The organism is Marivita sp., assembly GCF_020055635.1.
Lineage (GTDB): Bacteria > Pseudomonadota > Alphaproteobacteria > Rhodobacterales > Rhodobacteraceae > Marivita.
In genome coordinates this window covers 13,324-35,540 of sequence record NZ_JAIPUT010000029.1, presented here as the reverse complement: position 1 = coordinate 35,540, position 22,217 = coordinate 13,324, and the positions used below count along the sequence as shown (strand labels likewise).

21 protein-coding genes are annotated in these 22,217 nt (G+C 64.2%); 10 read left to right on the top strand and 11 right to left on the bottom strand.

Annotated elements, in window-relative coordinates; translation table 11 throughout:
- The first annotated feature begins 1 nt into the window (after window position 1).
- The 8 genes from LCF60_RS14230 to LCF60_RS14195 all read left to right on the top strand — a co-directional run bounded on the left by LCF60_RS14230 (window position 2) and on the right by LCF60_RS14195 (window position 8,737).
- Entirely contained in the window at window positions 2–970 is a 969-nt protein-coding gene (locus LCF60_RS14230; RefSeq protein ID WP_292292649.1) for an FAD:protein FMN transferase, read from the top strand.
- A gap of 13 nt (window positions 971–983) precedes the next feature.
- Window positions 984–1,163 (top strand): hypothetical protein, encoded by a 180-nt coding sequence (locus tag LCF60_RS14225; RefSeq protein ID WP_292292648.1) that lies wholly within the window; start codon window positions 984–986, stop codon window positions 1,161–1,163.
- Window positions 1,160–1,552: a CBS domain-containing protein gene (locus LCF60_RS14220; protein ID WP_292292646.1), complete on the top strand. Its 393-nt coding sequence runs from the start codon at window positions 1,160–1,162 to the stop codon at window positions 1,550–1,552. The genes LCF60_RS14225 and LCF60_RS14220 overlap by 4 nt, the downstream gene beginning before the upstream one ends.
- Window positions 1,553–1,685: 133 nt before the next feature.
- On the top strand, window positions 1,686–2,576 hold the full coding sequence (locus tag LCF60_RS14215; RefSeq protein WP_292292644.1) for a cation diffusion facilitator family transporter: 891 nt from the start codon (window positions 1,686–1,688) through the stop codon (window positions 2,574–2,576).
- Between the two features lie 332 nt (window positions 2,577–2,908).
- A complete protein-coding gene (locus LCF60_RS14210; RefSeq protein WP_292292642.1) occupies window positions 2,909–3,913 on the top strand; it encodes a TAXI family TRAP transporter solute-binding subunit in 1,005 nt (334 codons plus the stop codon).
- Between the two features lie 90 nt (window positions 3,914–4,003).
- Window positions 4,004–6,079: a TRAP transporter permease gene (locus LCF60_RS14205; protein ID WP_292292641.1), complete on the top strand. Its 2,076-nt coding sequence runs from the start codon at window positions 4,004–4,006 to the stop codon at window positions 6,077–6,079.
- 261 nt (window positions 6,080–6,340) lie between these two features.
- Complete coding sequence (locus LCF60_RS14200) at window positions 6,341–7,432, top strand: carboxynorspermidine decarboxylase (protein ID WP_292292640.1); 1,092 nt, start codon at window positions 6,341–6,343, stop codon at window positions 7,430–7,432.
- A gap of 48 nt (window positions 7,433–7,480) precedes the next feature.
- On the top strand, window positions 7,481–8,737 hold the full coding sequence (locus LCF60_RS14195; RefSeq protein WP_292292638.1) for a saccharopine dehydrogenase family protein: 1,257 nt from the start codon (window positions 7,481–7,483) through the stop codon (window positions 8,735–8,737).
- A gap of 28 nt (window positions 8,738–8,765) precedes the next feature.
- Here LCF60_RS14195 and LCF60_RS14190 read toward each other — a convergent pair whose 3' ends face one another.
- The 8 genes from LCF60_RS14190 to LCF60_RS14155 all read right to left on the bottom strand — a co-directional run bounded on the left by LCF60_RS14190 (window position 8,766) and on the right by LCF60_RS14155 (window position 17,061).
- Window positions 8,766–9,329: a cupin domain-containing protein gene (locus LCF60_RS14190; RefSeq protein ID WP_292292637.1), complete on the bottom strand. Its 564-nt coding sequence runs from the start codon at window positions 9,327–9,329 to the stop codon at window positions 8,766–8,768.
- Between the two features lie 71 nt (window positions 9,330–9,400).
- Complete coding sequence (locus tag LCF60_RS14185) at window positions 9,401–10,519, bottom strand: substrate-binding domain-containing protein (protein WP_292292636.1); 1,119 nt, start codon at window positions 10,517–10,519, stop codon at window positions 9,401–9,403.
- A gap of 37 nt (window positions 10,520–10,556) precedes the next feature.
- Complete coding sequence (locus LCF60_RS14180) at window positions 10,557–11,543, bottom strand: ABC transporter permease (RefSeq protein WP_292292634.1); 987 nt, start codon at window positions 11,541–11,543, stop codon at window positions 10,557–10,559.
- A complete protein-coding gene (locus LCF60_RS14175) occupies window positions 11,540–12,526 on the bottom strand; it encodes an ABC transporter permease (RefSeq protein WP_292292632.1) in 987 nt (328 codons plus the stop codon). The genes LCF60_RS14180 and LCF60_RS14175 overlap by 4 nt, the downstream gene beginning before the upstream one ends.
- Window positions 12,523–14,034 (bottom strand): sugar ABC transporter ATP-binding protein, encoded by a 1,512-nt coding sequence (locus LCF60_RS14170; protein ID WP_292292630.1) that lies wholly within the window; start codon window positions 14,032–14,034, stop codon window positions 12,523–12,525. Before LCF60_RS14170 ends, LCF60_RS14175 begins: the two co-directional genes overlap by 4 nt.
- Window positions 14,031–14,891 (bottom strand): sugar phosphate isomerase/epimerase family protein, encoded by an 861-nt coding sequence (locus tag LCF60_RS14165; protein WP_292292628.1) that lies wholly within the window; start codon window positions 14,889–14,891, stop codon window positions 14,031–14,033. The genes LCF60_RS14170 and LCF60_RS14165 overlap by 4 nt, the downstream gene beginning before the upstream one ends.
- Entirely contained in the window at window positions 14,876–16,006 is a 1,131-nt protein-coding gene (locus tag LCF60_RS14160) for a Gfo/Idh/MocA family oxidoreductase (RefSeq protein WP_292292626.1), read from the bottom strand. The genes LCF60_RS14165 and LCF60_RS14160 overlap by 16 nt, the downstream gene beginning before the upstream one ends.
- Window positions 16,006–17,061: a sugar phosphate isomerase/epimerase family protein gene (locus LCF60_RS14155; RefSeq protein WP_292292624.1), complete on the bottom strand. Its 1,056-nt coding sequence runs from the start codon at window positions 17,059–17,061 to the stop codon at window positions 16,006–16,008. The genes LCF60_RS14160 and LCF60_RS14155 overlap by 1 nt, the downstream gene beginning before the upstream one ends.
- Window positions 17,062–17,179: 118 nt before the next feature.
- On the opposite strand from LCF60_RS14155, the gene LCF60_RS14150 reads away from it, so the two are divergent.
- Window positions 17,180–18,184, top strand: a complete 1,005-nt coding sequence (locus tag LCF60_RS14150; protein ID WP_292292622.1) for a LacI family DNA-binding transcriptional regulator — start codon at window positions 17,180–17,182, stop codon at window positions 18,182–18,184.
- A gap of 283 nt (window positions 18,185–18,467) precedes the next feature.
- Here the strand turns inward: LCF60_RS14150 and LCF60_RS14145 are convergent, their stop codons facing one another.
- Together LCF60_RS14145 and LCF60_RS14140 are read right to left on the bottom strand one after the other, a co-directional pair.
- A complete protein-coding gene (locus LCF60_RS14145; RefSeq protein WP_292292620.1) occupies window positions 18,468–19,052 on the bottom strand; it encodes an HNH endonuclease in 585 nt (194 codons plus the stop codon).
- Window positions 19,053–19,220: 168 nt separating this feature from the next.
- A complete protein-coding gene (locus tag LCF60_RS14140; protein WP_292292618.1) occupies window positions 19,221–20,693 on the bottom strand; it encodes a LysM peptidoglycan-binding domain-containing protein in 1,473 nt (490 codons plus the stop codon).
- A gap of 94 nt (window positions 20,694–20,787) precedes the next feature.
- Here LCF60_RS14140 and LCF60_RS14135 point away from each other — a divergent pair, with 94 nt between their 5' ends.
- Window positions 20,788–21,339: a TIGR00730 family Rossman fold protein gene (locus LCF60_RS14135; RefSeq protein WP_292292616.1), complete on the top strand. Its 552-nt coding sequence runs from the start codon at window positions 20,788–20,790 to the stop codon at window positions 21,337–21,339.
- Here the strand turns inward: LCF60_RS14135 and rarD are convergent.
- Window positions 21,246–22,196 (bottom strand): EamA family transporter RarD, encoded by a 951-nt coding sequence (gene rarD / locus LCF60_RS14130; protein ID WP_292292615.1) that lies wholly within the window; start codon window positions 22,194–22,196, stop codon window positions 21,246–21,248. The genes LCF60_RS14135 and rarD overlap by 94 nt on opposite strands.
- Window positions 22,197–22,217: the final 21 nt, after the last annotated feature.

Sequence of the window (22,217 nt, the reverse complement as noted above, 5' to 3'; positions counted from 1 at the left end):
CATGCACATAGTTTTCCCTTCGAGACGCGCTTTTCTGACCGGTCTGGGCGCAGCCCTGGCCGCCCCGTCCCTTGCCCGCGCAGCGGCGTCCGACCATCTGTCGGGTGCGGCATTCGGGACGCGGTGGAGCATCACCGGCCCGGAGGGGGCCGGGCTTGAGCGGCTGCGCCCCAAGATAGACGCGCTTTTTGCGGAGATCGACCGGGACATGTCGCCATGGCGCGCAGACAGCGCCATCAGCCGTTTCAACGCAAGCCAGTCCGGCTCGCCCGCGAGTTCCGAGATGATCCGGGTTACGCAATCGGCGCTTCGGCTGGCCCGCGAAAGCGAAGGCGCGTTCGACCCGACGGTCGGGCCGCTTGTCGCGCGCTGGGGCTTCGGGCCGATCGAACGGGGTGCGGCCCCGGATTGGCGGAAAGTGACAATTGGCACAGGACGGCTGACCAAGGGCCAGGCCGATCTGACGCTCGACCTTTGCGGTATCGCCAAGGGCCGCGCGCTCGACCGCGCATGGCAACTTGCGCGGGATCACGGCGTGTCCAACCTGCTTTTCGATGTCGGCGGTGAACTGCGCGCGCTGGGCCGACACCCTGAAGGCCGCGACTGGCAGGTGGCGGTCGAGCCTCCCGCGCCGGGCCAGCCCGTTCCGGCGATCCTGCACCTGCCCGAGGGCATGGCGGTTGCAACTTCGGGCCTTGGCGCGCAGAGTTACATGCTGAACGGGCGTGTCTGGGGCCATATCATGAATCCCGCCAGCGCTCGCCCGGTTGAAGGGAACCTGCGGTCGGTCACCGTGCTGGCACATGACGCCATGACCGCCGACGGCTGGGCCACTGCCCTCTTCGCCGCGGGCGATGCGGCCGGACCCGCGCTGGCGCGCACGCATGACATCGCCGCGCTCTTCCTCTTTGAAGGCGCGTCATCACTCCGCCAGTTGCGGACCGGCGGGATTGGCGCGGTGCTGGCATGAGAAAGGCAATCCGATGCTCGAAGTGATCCTTGCCGTGGCGATCATTGCGCTGGCCGTCGGCGGGCTGGGGCTGGGCCTGCTTCTCGGTCGCGGCCCCGTGCTCACGACATGCAGCGCCGCCGCCAACCGCCCCGAGGGACGCTGCGCAGACTGCCCCCTGCGCCGGCGCATCGGGGGGGAAGATACGCGATGACAACGAAACGCGTCACATCGGTCATGCGCAAGGATGTCCTTGTGCTGACGCCGGACACGCCGATCCGCCGCGCCGCCGCCCTTCTGGTCGAGGCGCGCGCGGCGGCGGCCCCCGTGCTTGGACAGGACGATCGGCTTGCCGGCTTCCTCACCCAGAAGGACTGCTTTCGCTCTGCCCTGCACGCAAGCTACTATCGCGAATGGACGGGCACCGTGAGCGATCACATGAGCCGCACGATCATAAGCGTGGAGCCCGAGGATGACCTGATCCACGTCGCCGGGATGTTCCTGTCGCATCCCCACCGGGTTTTCCCGGTCTGCGATGCGGGACAGGTTCTGGGGCTTGTCCATCGTTCCGACATCCTCGCCGAATTGATCCGCCTGGGATAGGATTGATCCGTCAGGGCCAAGGGGCCTTCCGCAAAGCGCAAGGCGGGAACCGAACGGTCGCTGCGCGTGGAATGGCTTGCTCTTGCGCAAGGTTGGGGATAACCGGACCACCCACCATGCGCGGGGCATCACAATGTCCAATACCATCCGGCTGGCCATCGCCAGCATCTTCGTCGGCGCCCTCGTCCTGGGCATCAAGACGCTGGCGTGGTGGCTGACGGGGTCGGTGGCTCTTCTGGCGGACGCCTTCGAAAGCACGGTCAACGTCGCCACGGCCATCGCCGCGCTCATCGCCATCCGCATCGCCGCCCGGCCTGCCGATGCGTCCCACCCCTATGGGCACCACAAGGCCGAGTTCTTCAGCGCGGTCCTTGAAGGCGTGATGATCATCGTGGCCGCCCTGCTGATCCTGCGCGAGGCCTACCTGGGGTTCCTGTCCCCCCGCGCTTTGGACCTGCCCATCGAAGGGCTGCTCGTCAACGGGACGGCCACGATGATCAACGCCTTGTGGGCCTGGGTGCTGACAAGCCGGGGCCGCGCCGCGCGATCGCCGGCACTGGTGGCGGATGGCAGGCATCTTTTCACCGACGTGGTCACGTCCGTGGGCGTGGCGGTCGGTGTCCTGCTTGCCGTTGTCACGGGGTGGTGGATCCTCGATCCCCTCATGGCGGCGCTGGTCGCGGTCAACATCCTGTGGTCGGGCTCCAAGGTGGTGCGCGAGTCCCTGAGCGGGCTGATGGACGAAGCGGTCTCGGAGGAAACGCTGGGCCTGGTGCGCGACATCATCTCGAAAGAAGCCGGTGGCGCGGTCGAGGCACATGACCTCCGGACCCGTCACGCGGGCCAGGCCACCTTCATCGATTTTCACCTCGTCGTGCCCGGGGACACCACGGTATTCGATGCGCATGAAATTTGCGATCGGGTGGAAATTGCGCTGAAAGAGGCTGTCGAGGGTGCCCGGATCACCATTCACGTCGAGCCCGAGCACAAACGGAAACACTCGGGTATCGTGGTGCTCGACTGAGCCGACCGAGCTGCGGGCTTTGGCAAGGTCCGCAACCCGTCAATTTGACGGCCAACCGATTTCGTCTGCGGCGAGCCTGTCAACGTTTCGTGCCGCTCCGGGCGTTCATTTAAGCTGCTTTCCGCTCAAACATGACGGGGTTTTGCAGCCGGGCCATGAGTGTCGAGGGCGTGGATTGCAGACCCCCTTGGTGTCCTTGAATTTTTCCAACTCGGGTCGCCCACGCTTTTGGTTTCCCGATTCGGTTCCCAAGATCTTGCAAAAAAATGCCGTTGTCTTTCAGGTTTATCCTAGGTTAGCTGTCCGATACACCAATCATTCAGGAGGCTATTATGTCGTCTTTCAAGACAGCAATGCTCGCTGCCGCCGCAGCCGTACTGGGTACCGTGGCCACGGCCCAAGAGCCGCAGTTCTTCCGGATCGGGACCGGCGGCACCGCCGGTACCTACTACCCGATTGGCGGTCTCATCGCGAACGCGATCTCAAGCCCGCCGGGCTCGCGCCCCTGCGAGGAAGGCGGCTCCTGCGGGGTTCCCGGCCTGATCGCCACCGCGCTGTCGGCGAACGGATCGGTCGCCAATGTCAACGCCATCGCCGGCGGCACGCTCGAGTCGGGCTTTGCCCAGTCGGACGTGGCAACCTGGGCCCAGACGGGCACCGGCATCTGGGAAGATCGGCAAGCGGTCGAGGAACTGCGCGCCATCGCCAGCCTCTACCCCGAAACCATTCACCTCGTGGCGTCCGCAGAGTCCGGGATCAGCAGTCCGGCCGACCTCGCCGGCAAGACCGTGTCCCTCGACGAGCCGGGATCGGGTACCCTGGTCGACGCCCGCATCATCCTCGATGCCTATGGGCTTTCGGAAGATGACATCGAGGCCGAGTATCTCAAGCCCGACCAGGCCGGCGAGCGGATGCGCGACGGTGCCATGGACGCGTTCTTCTTCGTGGGCGGCTTCCCCGCCGGCGCCATTGCCGAACTGGCCAGCCAGACCGACATCACCATCGTGCCGATCAATGGTGACCCGGCCGAGGGTATTCTGAACGAATACACCTTCTTCGCAGAGAACACGGTCCCCGGCGGCACCTATGAAGGCGTGAGCGACGATGTCACCACGCTCTCGGTCGGCGCCCAGTGGGTCACCAGCGCGGAGCAGCCCGATGATCTGATCTACGAGATCACCAAGGCGCTCTGGAACGACAGCACCCGTGCATTGCTTGACGCCGGACACCAGAAGGGCGCGGCGATCACCGCAGAGACGGCGCTCGACGGGATCGGCATTCCGCTGCACGCCGGCGCGGAGCGCTTCTACCGCGAAGCAGGACTTCTCGAAGAGTAAATCTCCGGCTGCGGCCCCCGTGCCGCCCGACAGCTGACTGCCGCGGCCGGTCATCCGGCCGCGGCGCATGAGAACCGGGAGCAAGCAGACATGTCCAGCCGTAGTGAGAGCCTGACCGAAGAGGAAATGAAGGCCCTCGAAGAGGAGTTCGACGCCGAGGTCCGCTTCCGGCCACTCCCGCCGGCCCTCGGATGGCTCGTCGCCGGGACACTCTTCGCGCTGGCCTGTTATCACTACTACACCGCCGGCTACGGCATTCCACGCGCGACCACGCATCGCGGCGTCCACATGGGCGTGACGCTGGCGCTGGTCTATTTCTCATTCATGGCCTTCGGCCGGCCCCGCGCCGTCAAGCCCGGCATCCTTGCCCCGTTCGGCCTGCCGCTGATCGACTGGGTCCTTGCCATCGCGGCCCTTGTCTCGGCGCTCTACGTGCCGTGGATCTTCGAGGATCTTGCCTTCCGGGTGGGCAACCCGCTTCCCATCGACGTCGTCATGGGCACGATCCTCATCGTCACCCTTCTCGAGGCGACCCGGCGCGCCATGGGCTGGCCCCTGCCGGTGATTGCCTGCCTCTTTATCGCCTATGCCTATTTCGGGCAGTCGATGCCCGGCGTGCTGACCCATCCGGGGTCCGACTGGACCGGGATCGTCAACCACCTCTACTTGACCAGCCAGGGCATCTACGGCACCGCGCTCGGCGTGATCTCGACCTATGTGTTCCACTTCGTGCTGTTCGGTGTGATGGCCACACGGATCGGGCTGGGGCAGCTCTTCATCGACCTCGCCTCGTCGCTCGCGGGACGGTTCGCGGGCGGACCGGCCAAGGTCTCGGTCCTGTCCTCGGCGATGCTGGGGTCGATCTCGGGCTCGTCCATCGCCAACACCGTGACCACCGGGTCACTGACCATCCCCGCGATGATCCGGATCGGCTATCCCCGCCACTTCGCGGCGGCGGTCGAGGCGGCAAGCTCCACCGGCGGGCAGATCACGCCACCGGTCATGGGAGCGGTCGCCTTCCTGATGATCGAGTACCTCGGCGTGCCGCTGACGACGATCCTGACGGCCGCGCTGGTCCCGGCCTTCATGCACTTCTTCGGTGTCCTCGTGCAGGTCCACCTCGAGGCGCGCCGCCGGGGGCTGCGCGGTCTGACCAAGGACGAACTGCCGGTCGCCTGGACCGTGTTCAAGGCCGGCTGGCTGACCACCCTGCCGCTTTTCGTGCTGGTGGCGATCCTGCTGTCCGGCAAGACGCCCTATCTTGCCGCCTTCTGGGGGATCACCGCCTGTATCGGCGTGCTCGCGATCCAGTCGCTGGTCAAGCATGGAACCGACATCCGCGGCGCGGTCACCGAGTTCGTCGTCGGGCTCTGGGATGCCTTCGTGCTCGGCGCGAAATATTCGCTTTCTGTGACAGCCGCCGCCGCCCTCGTGGGTGTCGTCATCGGGGTCGTCACGCTAACCGGCGTCGGCTTCAAGATCGCCTACATGGTCACCTCTGTCGCCGGGCAATGGGCCGAGACGGTTTCCGCCGGCTTTTCCTTCCTGCCTTTCGCTGTCATGTCCGTGACCTCGCTGACGCTGCTGTTCACCCTCATCATGACGGCGATTGTCTGCGTCCTGATGGGCTGCGGCATCCCGACAACGGCGAACTACCTGATCATGATCGCCGTCGCGGCGCCGATCCTCGGGCTGCTCGGGGTCGAGCCGATCGTGGCGCATTTCTTCGTCTTCTACTTCGGGGTCCTGGCGGACATCACGCCGCCTGTCGCGCTGGCCGCCTATGCGGCGGCCGGGATCGCCGACGCCAATGCCTTCAAGGCGGGCAACACGGCCTTCCGGCTGGGCATGGGCAAGGCGCTGGTGCCGTTCGTCTTTGTCTTCTCGCCGTCGATGCTGCTGGTCACGGAAGGCTTCACGTGGTCGGAATTCTTCCTCTCCACGCTGGGCGCGATGGCGGGCATCTGGATGCTGTCCTCGGTCTTTGCCGGCTGGCTTTTTGCACCGCTGCGCGGGTACGAGCGGCTTCTGCTGACGATCTCGGCACTGTTGCTGGTCGTGCCCAGCGTCTGGCCGACGGTGATCGGGATCCTGCTGGTCCTGCCCGCTGTGATCCGGCAATTGCCCCTTATCGGCAAGTCCGTGTCGTACCGGGAGTCGACATAGGACCAAGCCGCGCGACTGCGATTTGCTGGCCAATGGCCACGCGCGTTTGCGCAGCCGGGCGGCCCGCCTGTTCCATCACAACAGCCGCCCCGACGAACGCATCTGATCGTGACCCACAGGGAACGGCCCTGGGCCCGCGGCCCGTCGCAGGCGACATTTTCCTGACAGGTGCATTGCGCACCGGGGCCGATCCGAATAAACGGCCCCGGCATCGACCGGTCCGATGCATTCCCGTTGCGACCCGTGAAAGGCTCGACGCGCATGCAGACGCCCTATTACCTGATCGACAAATCCCGTCTTCTTCCGAACATGGAAAAAATCGCGTGGCTGCGCGAGCACTCCGGCGCGAAGTCCTTGCTGGCGCTCAAGTGTTTTGCCACCTGGTCGGTCTTCGACTTGATGTCCGAGTACATGGACGGCACCACGTCCTCCTCGCTTTTCGAGATGAAGCTGGGGCGCGAGAAATTTCCCGGTGAGACCCATGCCTATTCGGTGGCCTGGGCACCGCATGAGATCGACGAGGTGCTGGCTGGGTCCGACAAGGTTATCTTCAACACCGCGCAGCAGTTGTTGCGCTTTGAAGAGGTGAGCCGGGACCATGTGCGCGGGTTGCGGGTCAATCCGGGTGTGTCGACCTCGGGCTTTGATCTGGCCGATCCGGCGCGGCCCTTTTCGCGGCTGGGGGAACACAGCGCCGAGGGGATCGAACCGGTGGTGGATCTGGTCAGCGGATTCATGTTCCACAACAATTGCGAGAACGACAGCTTTGAGCGGTTCGACGAGATGCTGGGCCAGATCGAGACGCGTTTCGGACATCTGATCCGCCGGATGAAATGGATTTCGCTTGGCGGTGGCATCCATTTCACCGGCGAGGGCTACCCGCTTGATCGTCTGGCGGAGCGGTTGAAACGCTTTGCCGGCGAGAACGAGGTGCAGGTCTATCTCGAGCCGGGCGAGGCGGCGATCACCAACTCCACCACGCTCGAGGTGACGGTGCTCGACACGCTCTACAACGGCAAGAACCTTGCTATCGTCGACAGTTCGATCGAAGCGCATATGCTCGATCTGCTGATTTACCGCGAAAGCGCCAAGATGGATGAGAGCGGCGATCGCGACTGGATGATCTGCGGCAAGTCCTGCCTTGCGGGCGATATCTTCGGCGAGTTCCGCTTTCCGCAAGACCTCGAACCCGGTGACCGTTTGTCCATGCAGGACGCGGCCGGTTACACAATGGTCAAGAAAAACTGGTTCAATGGCGTACAGATGCCCGCCATCGCGGTGCGCGAGCTCGATGGAACCGAGCGCCTCGTGCGCGGCTTCACCTATGACGATTTCGCGGCGGCCCTGTCGTGATCTGACCGCGCCCTGATGGGCGCCTCATCATCTCAAGGGAGTTCTGTCTTGAAGAAGACCATACTTATCATCGGCGCCGGCGGCGTGGCCCAGGTTGTCGCGCATAAATGTGCGCAGAACAACGACGTGCTGGGCGATCTGCATATCGCCAGCCGGACGAAATCGAAATGCGACGAGATCATCGCCAGCGTCCACGAGAAGGGCGCGATGAAGGTCGAGGGCCGTTTTGACGCCCATGGCGTCGACGCCACCGATACCGATGCCGTGGCCGCGCTGATCAATGACACCGGTGCAGAGATCGTCATCAACGTGGGCACGGCCTTTGTGAACATGCATGTGCTGGATGCCTGCATCGCCACGGGGGTCGCCTATATCGACACCGCGATCCACGAAGAGCCCGACAAGATCTGCGAAACCCCGCCCTGGTACGCGAACTACGAATGGAAACGGCGGGATGCCTGCGCCGAAAAAGGCGTGACCGCAATCCTGGGCGCGGGGTTCGATCCCGGCGTGGTGAACGCCTATGCGCGCTTTGCCATCGACCAGATGGACGAGGTCAAAAGCATCGACATCGTCGACATCAATGCAGGCAGCCACGGCAAGTATTTCGCGACGAATTTCGACCCCGAGATCAATTTCCGCGAATTCACCGGCACCGTCTATTACTGGGAAGACCAGACCTGGAAAGAGCTGTCGATGTTCGAGAGCGGGCGCACCTGGGATCTGCCCGTGGTGGGACCGTCCAAGGCCTACCAGTCGGGCCATGACGAGGTGCATTCCCTCGCGGTGAACTACCCGCAGGCGGATGTGCGGTTCTGGATGGGGTTCGGCGATCATTATATCAACGTCTTCACCGTGCTGAAGAACATCGGTCTGCTGTCCGAACAGCCCGTCACCACCGCCGAGGGCCAGGAGGTGGTCCCGCTCAAGGTGGTCAAGGCCTGCCTGCCCGACCCGGCCAGCCTTGCACCCGATTACACCGGCAAGACCTGCATTGGGGATCTGGTCACAGGCACCAAGGACGGCCAAGACTTCGAGCTCTTTGTCTACAACGTGGCCGACCACAAGGACGCCTATGAAGAGGTCGGCAGCCAGGGCATTTCCTACACCGCCGGTGTGCCGCCCGTGGCCGCCGCCATGCTGGTGGCCACCGGGGAATGGGATGCCAAGACGATGAAGAATGTCGAGGAACTGGATCCAAAGCCATTCTTCACCCTGCTGGACCGCATCGGCCTGCCGACCCGTGTGCTCAAGGGAGGTCTGGGCGGCGAGGACATGGCCTGGAGCGATTACGAATCCGGGTGACCGCCGTCAGCGATGAAAACCACCTGAGTCAGGACGTCGCGTCGAGTCCGTCGCGGAAATCGTTCCATCCGGCATCCACCGACGAGGCCGCGTCGCGCCACTGCGTCAGCGGTCCGCCGGTGACCGGGTCCGTCGCCGGGATCGGCAGGGACATGATCAGCTTGGCCGCGGCCCGGAAGTCTTCGGCGCTCAGGAAGGCTTCCTGGATGTTGTCCCAGTCGCGCCCCTCGGGGTAGCCGCCGACGACCATCACGTCGTCGGAATTGCCGACCATGGCATGAGACACGCCTGCCGGCATCACCACCACGTCGCCGGCCTCGACCCGGACTGTCTTGACGCCCTTGCCGAAAAGTTCGAGCTCCATCCAGCCCGCTGCGACGCCCAGGCATTCATGGCTGGTCGAATGGAAGTGGTGATAGAGGTAAATCCCCGGATACTGCCAGTTGTTCAGCCATCCGTTCTTCTGAAAGCGGTCCCGCACAGCGTCGGTGCCGCCGCCCGGCACGCCGCCGCGATGGATGAGCAGCGGAAAGCGGCTGTTCGGCACGCGTCCGTTCGGATGTGATGTCAGTTCTTCGATGTGTCCGGACATGCCCGTTCTCCTTGGTTGCAAGGTCATCATGCACGTGAAAAGGGGCGGCTTGCGCCGCCCCTGCCCTCGGATCAGTTCCCGCCCCAGGCTTCGGGATAGTTCTCCATCTCTTCACAGCCGCACATCGCATAGTGCAGCGGCGGCATCGCCGGGTTCACGAACTCGTCCAGGTTGTCCTGGGTGATCGCGGGCTGCGGCAGCACCCATTCCGGCCCCGGAACCGCTTCGCCTTCGATCACGCGCGCGGCGGCGATCACGGCGGTCCGCCACTGGTAGGTCGGATAGGTCGGCGCGATGGCCGTCATGTCCTCTTCCTGCCATTTGCGCAGGAAGTCCTGTTGGTCCTCACCGACGAAAACCGGGATGTCGTAGCCGGAATCCTCGAATGCCTCGATCGCGGCAACCGCCGTGGCGCCGGCATCCATCCAGACCGCGTCGATCTCGCCGCGCTGGAGGTAATCCTCGACGATGGACTTGGTCTTGGCGTTGTCGCCGTCGGTGAATTCAGCCCCGACGATGTTCATGCCCGCTTCGTCCAGGATGCGGCGACCGGCCGAATAACGAGTTTCGAGCACATCGACGCCCGGCAGGATCCGCAACATCAGCACGTTGGAGCCTTCCTCGACATTGTCGACGATGAATTCGGCACCCTGGATGCCAAAGCCGTAGCCGCCCACGGGGTGGACGAAGGTGACGGGACAGTCGGTGTTGACGCCGCGGTCGAACACGATGACCGGCATGGCTTCGCAGGCGCGCTCCACGGCCGGGGTCAGCGCGGCCGTGGTGTTCGGTGAGACGATCATCACGTCACAATCGCCGCCTGCCAGAAGATCGTCGATATCGGCGATCTGCTTGTCGTCCGAGCCTTCGGCATCGACGTGAATGAAGTTCTCGATCGACTCGTGGTTGGCCACCTCTTCGGTCATGTTGGTATAGCCGACGACCCGCCAGGGATTGTTCACTCCCGCGTTCGAGAAGCAGACGGTGGCCGGAGCCTCGACCCCGAGGTCCGCGGTCTCGACCATCGAGTCGCCGATATGCTGAAGCCAGGGCTGGCCTTCAGGGCCCATCGGCTCGGCCTGAAGCTGTTCCTGCTGCTTGGCGAACTCCTCGGGGTCGTTGAAGTTCTGGGCGTGAAGGGGCAAGGCGCTGATGGCCAGCGCGCTTGTCGCAACGATGATATGTCTCATTTCTCTCTCCCTAGCGATGGGGCCACATGGCACCCATTCAAGTTCCCGTCTGTTTCCTTCGGTGCATGGCCAGCGCGACAGCCGCGATCAGGATAAGACCTTGCACCACCTGCCGGACGGGTTGCGGCAGGCCAAGAAAGTTCAGAAGCGTGAAGATGGCGGTCAAAGCGAGCGCGCCGCCAAATGCGGCCGGCACCGAGCCCTTGCCGCCCAGAAGCTGCGCTCCGCCAAGCACGGCGGCAGTGATCGCCTGAAGTTCGTAGCCGGCACCGACATCGGTGGACACACCGGCGAAACCGCCAAGCAGGATGCCCGCGATTGCACCCGACAGGCCCGAAATCATGAATGCGGTGATGCGGACACGGTTGACAGGGACACCGGCAAGCCGCGCCGCCACCGGGTTGTCGCCAATCGCATGGATGTGGCGGCCCAGATTGGTGCGGTGCATCGCCCATGCGAACACGCCAACCACGACGATCAGCACGAGGACAGACACGGGGATGAACCGCACCAGCGGCACGTCACGTATCAGTTCGCGCCCGAAAAAGCGGAACGTGTCCGGCAGATACCCGCGCGGTGCCCCACCCGACCACAGGAACGCCAGGCCGTTCAGAGTGATCATCATGCCAAGCGTGGCGATGAGCGACGGCACCCGTAGGAAGCAGACGATCAGCCCGTTGATCGCGCCGACGCCGAGGCCCATCGTCAGCATCAGGGGAATGACCCAGTAGGTTGCAGCGGGATCGTTGTTGGTCAGCATCGACGATCCGACGACGACCAGCGTGATGAGCGACCCCACTGAGAGGTCGAAGCCGCCGGACACGATGACATAGACCTGTCCGGCGGCAAGAATGGCAAGCGGTGCCGCGCGCTTGAGGAAGTTCATGTAGCCGGTCGGTTCGACGAAGCGCGGATTCATGAAGATGATCGCCGCGATCAGGAGAACGAGCAGTACCCAGACCGGGTTGATCTGCGACAGCCTGCGCCGCAGCGCGGAGCTTCGGGGGGAGCCGGTGTCGGTCATGCCACGATCCGCTTCGAGTTGATGGCGTAGAACGCGACGGCGGCCACGATGATGACGCCGCGCAGCACCTGCTTGGCGTAGCTGTCGACGCCCGCGATGTTGAAGACCGAGTCGATGAGCGAGAAGATCAGCATGCCCGCCATCGTCCCCCAGATGCCGCCGCGCCCGCCGGCCAGAATCGTCCCGCCGATCACCACGACAGCGATGCTCTCAAGATCGTAGACGCCGTCCGATCCGATCCAGGGCGCGCCGGAGCGCAGCCGGGATGCGAGGTAGAGCCCAGCGATGGACGCACAGACCGAGCAGATGATGTGCGACAGGATCACGATGCGCCCGGTCTTGATGCCCGCAAAACGCGCCGCTTCCTCGTTCCCGCCGACGGCATACATGTCGGACCCGAACTTGGTGAACCGCAACACGCCCCACGCGAGCACGGCCAGGGCGGCAAGGAACAGGAGGGCGAAGGGAAATGGCCCGACCTCGCCATAGGCGAACACTTGAAACGCCGACGGCACCTCGCCCGCGAAGTTCGAAACGAAGGCGGACAGGCAGCCCTGGATGATCAGGCTCATCCCCAGCGTCGCGATCAACGGATTGACCTTGAGGCCGATGATGACCAGCCCGTTCGCCAGTCCGACGATGCCGCCCAATGCGATGGCAGCCAGAACCGCCGGCAAGATCATCGCCGGTGAGCCATCCATGACAACCGAGGCAAGCACGGCGGTTGCGGAAATCAGGCTGGCGACGCTCAGATCGATGGACGCGACAAGAATGACGAAGGTCTGGCCGATGGCCGTGATGCCAAGCGCGATCGACCGCCCGAGAATGGCGATCAGGTTGTCGAAGGTCAGATACTGTGTCTGTCCCGTCGCGATGGCAACGGCGACGTAGATCGAAAAGGCTCCGCCCAGAAGCAGGAGCGGCGCCCAGCGATCGAACCGGAAGCCCTTCCTGGTTGGTCGGGTGTCGCTTGCGATGCTCATGCGGCCACCTCGGTTTCGGCGGTGGCGGCGTGCATGATGTCCTGCTCGGATGCATCATGCGGGAACTCGGCAACGATCCGGCCCGACTGCATGACCAGCACGCGGTCGGCCACGCCGATGACCTCGGGCAGGTCGGACGAGATCATCAGGATCCCTGCCCCCTCGCGCGCCAGATCGCGCATCAAATGATAGATGCCCGCTTTGGAATTCACGTCGATGCCGCGTGTCGGTTCGATGAAGATCAAGAGCTTCGGACGCATCGACAGCCATCGGGCGACGATGGCCTTCTGCTGGTTGCCGCCCGACAGCGCGCGGATGTCCTGTTCGTAGGAGGCGGCGCGGATTTCCATCTGGTCGAGCAACGCATCCATGCGCGTCGTATCCGCGTTGTCGTTGCGCTGGTCACTGGTCCAGAGCGGCGCAAAGGCACGCGAGGTCAGCATGCCGTTGTCTCGGACGGATTGCATCAGGACGAGCCCTTCGCTCTTGCGGTCGCCGGGCAGCAGCCCGATCCCGCCCGCGATCGCCGCGCGTGCCGAGCGGAAAGAGACCGCCTCGCCCGCCAGCGTGACGTCGCCCGTCGCGAACGGCGCTTCGCCGAACAGCGCCATGGCCAGCGCCACGCGGCCCGCGCCCTGGATTCCGGCCAAGGCGACGATCTCACCGGCACGAATGTCCAGATCGATGTCGCGCAGCACGTCATTGCCCGCGCCCCGGACCGTGAGAACGGGGTCGCCGATTTCATCCGGTTTGGCCTTCGGCGCAAAAAAGTCCTCGATGTCGCGCCCCACCATCGCCCGGACGATCGCATCGGGGCTTGGCAGAGTGTCGAAAGAGGCCGCGACCTCGCCGTCCTTGAGCACGGTCACGCGGTCGGCAAGGCGCGCGATCTCGCGCATCCGGTGGGTAATATAGATGATGGCCACACCACGGTTCCGCAGCGTATCGACGGTCGCGAACAGCTCTTCGCATTCGGTTTCGTTCAGCGCGGCGGTCGGTTCGTCCATCACGACCACACGTGCGCCCGTCGACACCGCCTTGGCGATTTCGACAACCTGCTGTGTCGCCACGTTCAACGACCCGACAAGACTGTCCGGATCGATATGCCCGGCGGCGGCGAAAAGCGACAGCACCTCTCGTGCCTCGGCGCGCATCCGGGATGTGTCGATCAGGCCCAGCCGGGTCCGCGGTTCGCGCCCGAGAAAGAGGTTCTGCGCCACGCTGCGTTCCGGCAGCAGGGAAAATTCCTGGTAAATGACGGCGATCCCCGCGCGCAGCGACTCGACGGGATGGGCGAAATGTACCGCCTCGCCGTTCATGTGCACCTCGCCTGCATCGGCGTGATAGACCCCCGACAGGATCTTGATGAGCGTCGACTTGCCCGCGCCGTTCTCGCCAACCAGCGCCTGGACCTCGCCTGCGCGCACATCGAAGCTGACATCGGACAGGGCGCGGACGCCGGGGAACGACTTGGTGATGCCGTTCATCGCGATCATGGGAGCGGTCATGCGGCCTCCCAGCTGCTGCGGATGAAGTCATGCGCCTGGGTGAAAAGCGTTTCGAAATCCGGGAACAGCGGTCGCCAGACCCTTGTGGCGGCGGCAAGCTCTGGCAGACCGGCGCCGAACGCCTCCACCACGACCGGCCCGTCGAAACCGGTGGCCTTCACGGCGCGGAACACGGCGGCAAAGTCGATCTGACCCCGCCCCGGAATGCCCCGGTCATTTTCCGAGACATGCAGCACGTGCATCCTGTCACCCAGATGCCGGATCGCGTCGGCCTGGTCGCGTTCCTCGATATTGGCGTGGAACGTGTCATACATGATGCCGAAGGCCGGATGATCGACGCGCTCCGCATAGGCGCGCGCCTGATCCATCGTGTTGAGGAAATAGGTCTCGAACCGGTTGAGATGCTCAAGAGCAAGAATGTATCCGCCGCGCGCCGCCCGTTCGGCCATCGCGCGATGTGCCTGAACCCCGTTCGCGATCTCGTTTTCGGTTGGCCCTTCGCCGGTAAAATGCCCGATCGGGGCATGGAACGGCCCACCGACGGTCTGCGACCCCAGCGCCTCGGCGCAATCCTGTATCCAGTCGAGGTGATCGAGACCGGCTTGCCGGATCGCGGGGTCGCCCGAAAGCGGGTTCGCCGAAGGGTCCGGCACGATGGATGTCTGCGCGCGCCCCAATCCGAACCCGGCAAGCCGTTCACCCAGCCAGGCATAGTGATCCGGCGTGCCCCGCATCACCGGCACCTCGACATGATCGTATCCGATCTCGGCGATCCGCTCGATCATCGGCAGATGGCTCTCGTCGATATGCCCGGCGAGGCAGAGAAGGTTGATCCCGAGCTTCATGGCGAAACCCACGCGCTGTCCTGCCGGGACGACCGGACACAGGCGTCGATGAACCGCATCCCGTCCATGCCGTCCTCCAGCGTCGGAAACAGCAGGTCTTCGGGCATCGCGTCACCGCTCCGATGCGCATGGATGGCCCGCGCGGCTTCGGTATAGAGGTTCGCGAACGCCTCGAGATAGCCTTCGGGGTGCCCACCCGGAACGCGGCTCATGCGGATGTTGTCCTCGGTCGCTCCGGCACCGTTGCGCGTCAGCAGGCGTTTGGGTTCGCCCAGGGGCGTGAACCACAGCCGGTTCGGATCTTCCTGCGACCAGTCAAGCCCGCCCTTGTCGCCGTAGATGCGCAGCCGCAGCGCGTTCTCGTTGCCCGGCGCGATCTGGCTGCACCAGAGCATCCCCTTGGCCCCTCCCTGCCAGCGCAGCAGGACATGGGCATTTTCGTCAAGCGTGTGCCCCGCGCCGAAGGCATCGAGATCCGCGGCCAGCCGGTCGAGCGTCAGACCCGACACGAAACACGCGAGGTTGTAGGCATGTGTGCCGATATCGCCGATTGCGCCCCCTGCGCCCGACCGGGCCGGGTCCACACGCCATTCCGCCTGCTTGCCCTCGGCCCCGCCGGTCATCCAGTCCTGCGCATATTCCACGTTGACCAGCCGCACGTCGCCCAGTTGGCCGTCACAAACCATCCTCCGGGCCTGCCGGATCATCGGATAGCCGGTGTAATTATGTGTCAGCATGAACAGCGCGCCCGACCTGCGGGCGGCGTCAGCCAGCCTTTCGGCATCCTCCATCGTCGATGTGAGGGGCTTGTCGCAGATCACGTGGATACCGCGTTCCAGAAACGCGATGGCCGCGTCGGCGTGCACATGGTTCGGGGTCACGATCGCGACCGCCTCGACCCCGTCATCGCGCGCGGCCTCGGCCTCGGCCATTTGCGCAAAACTGTCATAGCTGCGGGGCACTCCCAGCGCCTCTGCGCTGGCGCGCGCCCTCTCGGGCGTCGAACTCAGGGCGCCCGCAAGCAGGATATACTTGCCATCGAGCCGCGCCGCGATCCGGTGCACGGCCCCGATGAACGCGTCGGCACCGCCGCCGACCATTCCCAGTCTGATCGGTGTTTCCGCCATCACTCCAGCCCCAGCATTCTGCGGTTCGCCGCATCGTCCGACCCGCCATCCGCGAAATCGTCGAAGGCGCGTTCCGTCACACGGATGATCTGATCTCGCACGAATTTCGCGCCTTCACGGGCTCCGTCCTCGGGATGCTTGAGCGCACATTCCCATTCCACGACCGCCCAGCCGTCGAATCCCAGTGTCGTCAGCTTGGAGAAGATCGCACCGAAATCGACCTGCCCGTCGCCCGGACTCCGGAACCGGCCCGCGCGGTCTTTCCAGGACTGGTAGCCGCCATAGACGCCTTGTTTTCCGGTTGGATTGAACTCGGCATCCTTGACGTGAAACATCCCGATCCGATCGGCGTAATCGTCAAGATGCGCGATGTAGTCGAGACATTGCAGGACGTAATGCGACGGATCATACAGGATGCGCGCGCGCGGATGCTGTTCGACGCGGTCGAGGAACATCTCGAAGCTGATCCCGTCATGCAGATCCTCGCCGGGATGGATCTCGTAACAGATGTCGATGCCGTTTTCCTCGGCATGATCGAGGATCGGACGCCAGCGGGCGGCAAGTTCGTCGAAGGCGGCGTCAATCAATCCCTCGGGCCGTTGCGGCCAGGGATAGATATAAGGCCAGGCCAACGCGCCCGAAAACGCGCCGAGCGCCGAAAGTCCAAGGTTGCGCGACGCATCAAGCGCGAGCCTCACCTGCTGGACGGCCCATGCCTGACGCGCCTTCGGATCGCCGCGCACGTCAGGATCCGCGAAGCCGTCGAAGGCGATGTCATAGGCCGGGTGAACCGCGACCAGCTGGCTTTGCAGATGCGCCGAAAGCTCTGTCACGGACACGCCGTTCTCGGCTGCGGTGCCTTTGAACGTGTCGCAGTAATCGCGCGAGGTGGCGGCGGTTTCGATGTCGAAAAGACGTTTGTCCCAGCTTGGCACCTGCACGCCGTCATAGCCGCAATCTGCCGCCCAGCGTGTGATCGCATTCCAGTCGTCAAATGGCGCTTCGTCCGACGCGAATTGCGCCAGAAACAGGGCCGGACCCTTGATCGTCTTCATGAAACCTCCCAACGGCACCATCCTCCCCGGCACCATTGAAATCGATTACATCCGATTCACCACGCGATTGCAATGAATTTTGCAATCGATTACCAGTCGATGAAATTTTGGAGGACAGATGGTACCCAGGGTGAGGATCAAGGACGTTGCGATGCTTGCTGGCGTGTCCACCGCAACCGTCAGCCGAACGCTGTCCTCGCCCGAGACCGTCGGCCAGAAGACGCGGGAAAAGGTCATCAAGGCGGTCAAGGCCACCGGCTACCGCATCAACGGAGCCGCCCGTGACCTGCGCCAGCGACGCGCGCGGTCCATCCTCATATTGGCGCCGAACCTGTCGAATACCTTTTTCAGTCAGATCTTCGCAGCCATCCAGGAAGAGGCAAGCGAGGTCGGACTGACCGTGCAGATCTCCGACAGCCGCATCGGTCGCGACCGACTTCTGTCGCTGGGACAGGACGGCCGCGCCGACGGGATCGTGCTTCTTGACGGCGGCCTTGATCCAGATGTCGTGAACGGCTGGAACCTGCCATTGATCCAGTTGAGCGAATGGAACATTGCCTATGATGCGCCACGGCTTGGCATCGACAATCACGCCGCCGCAGACCTTGCGGTCGAACACCTCGCCGGGTTGGGGCATCGCAGGATTCTGCACGTGAGCGGACCGCAGGAGAACGTTCTTGCCGTCACGCGCCAGGAAGGCTTCCTGGCCGGTGCGAAAAAGCGCGGGATCGACCAGTCGGTGTTTCCGGGTGACTTCACGCTTGAGGCCGGCGCAGAGGCGGCGCGGTTCTGGTCCACCATGCAGCATCGCCCGACCGGAGTGTTCTGTGCCTCGGACGAATGCGCGCTCGGTTTCATTTCGGAATGCGCCCACATGGGGTTCGAGGTTCCGGGCGACGTTTCGGTCATCGGCTTTGACGACATCGACTTCGCCGACCGCTTTCTTCCATCACTCACCACGATCCACCAACCGCGCAACGAAATGGGGCGTACTGCCGCCAAACGCGTGATCGCGATGATGCGCGCCGCGCAAGGCGAAGATGCTGAACCGGCACCGGATTTGAAGGACTCGATCAAAGCCACGCTGGTAGACCGCGCATCCACCGGACGGGCTGCTTTGTGATATCACGGCAGCGTCGAAAGGCACGAATGGCTGCAAGCCAGTCGCCTGACGATGTCCGGCAAGAAGGATATCCCTGCACACCAGTTTCGCCGCGGTCTGATATTCTGCACAAGAGCGCGTGGTTCATGGCGCACTGTATCCGAGAAGCCGTGGGCTTTCAGGGTGCGATGGCCTTCGGCGCTGGCGGCACTGACCGCACCATCAAGCCGAGTGCGTGAAGTGTCGAGCAAAGCAAGCAATGCATGCTTTGGGTCGATTTACACCTCCCCGCCCAGCGGCGGCGTCACGCCTCCAGTTCGGCGTCCCAATACAGAAAGTCCATCCAGCTGTCATGCAGATGGTTGGGCGGGAACTTGCGGCCCATGTTCAGCAGTTCCTGCGCCCCCGGACGGCGCGGCGGTTTGCGCAGGGACAGCCCGGCCTGTCGCAGGCTCTTGGATCCCTTTCGCAGGTTGCAGGGCGCGCAGGCCGCAACGACGTTTTCCCAGGACGTGATCCCGCCCGAGGCGCGCGGCACCACGTGATCGAAGGTCAGATCCCCCTTGGCGCCGCAATACTGGCACAGGAATTCGTCCCTCAAGAAAAGATTAAAGCGCGTGAAGGCCACGCGCTTTTGCGGTTTTACGTAATCCTTGAGCACCACGACGCTTGGTATTCGAAGCGTCATCGACGGGCTGCGGACCACCTCGTCATACTCGGCGACGATATCCACCCTGTCGAGGAATGCCGCCTTCACCGCATCCTGCCAGGGCCAAAGCGAGAGCGGATAATAGGACAAGGGCCTGTAATCCGCGTTCAGCACAAGCGCCGGGTGGTGTCGCAACGCGCCCGGTTCGCGCACAAAAGCTGTTCTGAAAGTGCCATCCATCGGGGGATTCGTCTCCTGCCCTGTCTGCCTGTTTCAGCGTCAGGACGGGAGCCCCGCCCCAATCTCTGTGTAACACTATATATCGCGGAAGTGATTGGGCAACCCCAACAATATGCAGTGTATGTCGCAGCGGTACGCGGTGAAAATCACAAGATCATGACAGAGCGGTCATTCCGGGATCGAAAAGACCTGCCCGGGGTAGATCAGATCGGGGTCGCGGATGCTGTCGCGATTGGCCTCGAAGACCTTCACATAGGCCAGCCCTTCGCCGTAACGGTCGCGGGCGATCGCCCAGAGCGTGTTGCCGGGCTGCACCGTGACCAACTGGATGACCGACCGGCCACCCGACCGCTGGGCCGCTTCGGACAGGGCCACTGGATCTTCGCGTCGGAACGGGCTTTCCACCCGCGACGTGACGGTGCCTGCTGAATCGACGGCATCGACGCGCAGCGTGTAGGTGCCAGTGTCCACATCCGGCAGTTCGGCGCGCCATTGCCCGTCGGTGCCGACCCGCGTGGTCTGGATCGGCTGGTTGTCGAGATAGATGCGCACGAATTCCGTCGCCGTGCCGCGCCCCGACAGCGCCACGTCGCCCGCATCTTCGTAGGTGATCGCATCCAGCGCGATCTGATCGAGCGGTTGCGCCGGCGTGCCACCCGGTTGCAGCACGTTCACGCCCGCTTCGGTCGACAGGATGACGGCGGGGGCGGAAGGCGCATCGGGACTTTCCGGAGCGACAACGCGGCTGCCGGGTACCGGCACCTCCGGTGCTGCGGATTGCGGCGCGGCGACATTCGGCTGGGAAAGGGCCGTTGTGACGTCGGGCGCCTCTTGTTGTGTCACAGGATCCCTGTCCCGAGGGAGGGTCGGGTCGGCATCCGCGATGTCTGCCGGCGCCATGTCCAGGGCGGGCTCGACCGCGGTCTGATCCGCGGCGCCGTTTTCGGGCAAGGCCGCGGTATTCACGGGACCGTCCGGTTCGGCGACTTCGGCAACCGGCGCGTCCTCGGCGGGAAGCGGCGCATCGGCAACACGGGTGACCGGGGCAAGGATGACCTGGTCGTCGCTTTCGATCCGCCCCGCCTCACCGTCCGAGACAAGGTTGACAACCCGCGGGTCGGTGCTGTCCGGCAGGTCGAGGAAGGCCACGAATTTTCCCGACCCATCGACCTCTGCGCGGCCCATTTCCTGTCCATCGACCAGAACCGTCACCTCGCGCGCGCCGGGTGCGCGACCGGCGACAAGCGTCTGGCCGTCGGGAGACACGCGCACGATGTCGAACGCCGGTGCAACCGGCTCCGGCGCAACAGGCTCCGGCGCGCCCTCCTCCGGTCCCTGGCCCTCGGTCTCCTCTGCGCTGGCAGCATCGGCATCCGAAGTTCGCGGGTCCACCGCCGGGGCGGCGGTCTCGGGGGCGGGATCAGCTGGGTCAGTCGTGGTGGCGGGAGCTGTCGCGGAGCGGTCGGTTTCAGGTTCGGCAGGCGTTTGCGTGACACGCGCCTCTGGCGATGACTCGGGGAACAGGGACCTGCTCAGGTACAGGCCCAGGACAACGGCCCCAACCGCCGCCACTCCGCCCAGAACAAGCCCGGACGTGCCGTATGCAAAATCGGATTTGCGCATCTCACTCCAGATGTCCATGACCGAACGGCGTTTTGCCATTCGCGCAGTTGAGCGTCTCTATCAACGCGCGTATCACGAGGCAACTTCCCAAGCCTTGTCAAGGATACCGCCCATGATCTCGAAATCCATATGTGTCTATTGCGGCTCACGTCCGGGGCAGAATCCGGCTTATGCCCGCGAGGCAGAGACCCTTGGGCGCGCCATCGCCGAAACCGGCTGGCGCCTGGTCTATGGCGCGGGCGATGTCGGCCTGATGGGCACCGTTGCACGGGCGGCCAAGGACGCGGGCGGAGACACGTTCGGAGTGATTCCGACGCATCTTCTGGAACTGGAGGTCGGCAAGACCGATCTGACGCGGTTCATCGTTACCGAAACCATGCATGAGCGCAAGAAGGTCATGCTGATGAATGCCGATGCCATCGTGGTGCTGCCCGGCGGGGCCGGATCGCTGGATGAATTCTTCGAGGTGCTGACCTGGCGCCAGCTTGGGCTTCACGCCAAGCCGATCATCCTGCTGAGTGTCGACAATTACTGGGCACCGCTCACGGCGTTGATGGATCACGTGGTCGATCAGGGTTTTGCCGGGGCATCGCTGCTCGAGTTCGTGGCGACGACCACCTCGGCTTCCGACACCATGACCGCCCTGCGCCGCGCCCTGTCCTGACCATAGGCGCTCCCGGAATAGATCGCGAGGGCGGTCCAGATCAGGGCGAAGGCGACCAGGTGGATCGGGCCGAAGGGTTCACCGAAGATCAGCACGGCACAGAAGAACTGCAAGGTCGGATTGATGTATTGCACGATCCCCACCGTCGACATCGTCAAGCGCCGCGCGCCGTAGGAGAACAGGATCAGCGGCAAGGCGGTGATCGGCCCGGAGGTCATCAGCAGCGCCGTTTGAACCGCGTCTTCACCGTAGACCCCGCCCTGCCCGGAATGCAGGAAGATCAACCACCCCGCGGCAAGCGGCGACAGCAGCAGCACCTCGGCCGTGACCGACACCACGGGCCCCAGATCGAGCCGTTTCTTGATCAGGCCGTAAAGCCCGAACGTCGTGGCCAGAACCAGCGAAATCCACGGCACGATCTGCAGGCCGATGGTCAGCGACAGCACGGCGACCGTCGCCAGCGTGATGGCGATCCACTGGGCGCGGCTGAGCGTCTCGCCAAGCACGATCCGCCCCAGCAGCACGGCGACAAGCGGAAAGATATAGTACCCCATCGAGGCTTCGGTGGCCCGGCTCACGAAGACCGAATAGATGAAAAGGAACCAGTTGGTCGAGATCAGCACCGCCGCCAGCGCGATCACGCGCACCGATGCAAGGGACGAAACCGCATGCCACAGGGCGCGAAGCCGCCCTTGCAGGGCCAGGACCCCGGTAAAGAAGGCGCAGGACCACAAGGTGCGGTGCGCCAGGACCTCGAGCGGGGCGATATCGCTCAGCGCCTTGTAGAAAAGCGGCGACAGGCCCCAGATCGTGCAGGCGGCGACAAGGGCGAATACGCCTTTTTTCGTTTCGGTCATCGGGGCTCCTTCACCCACGCC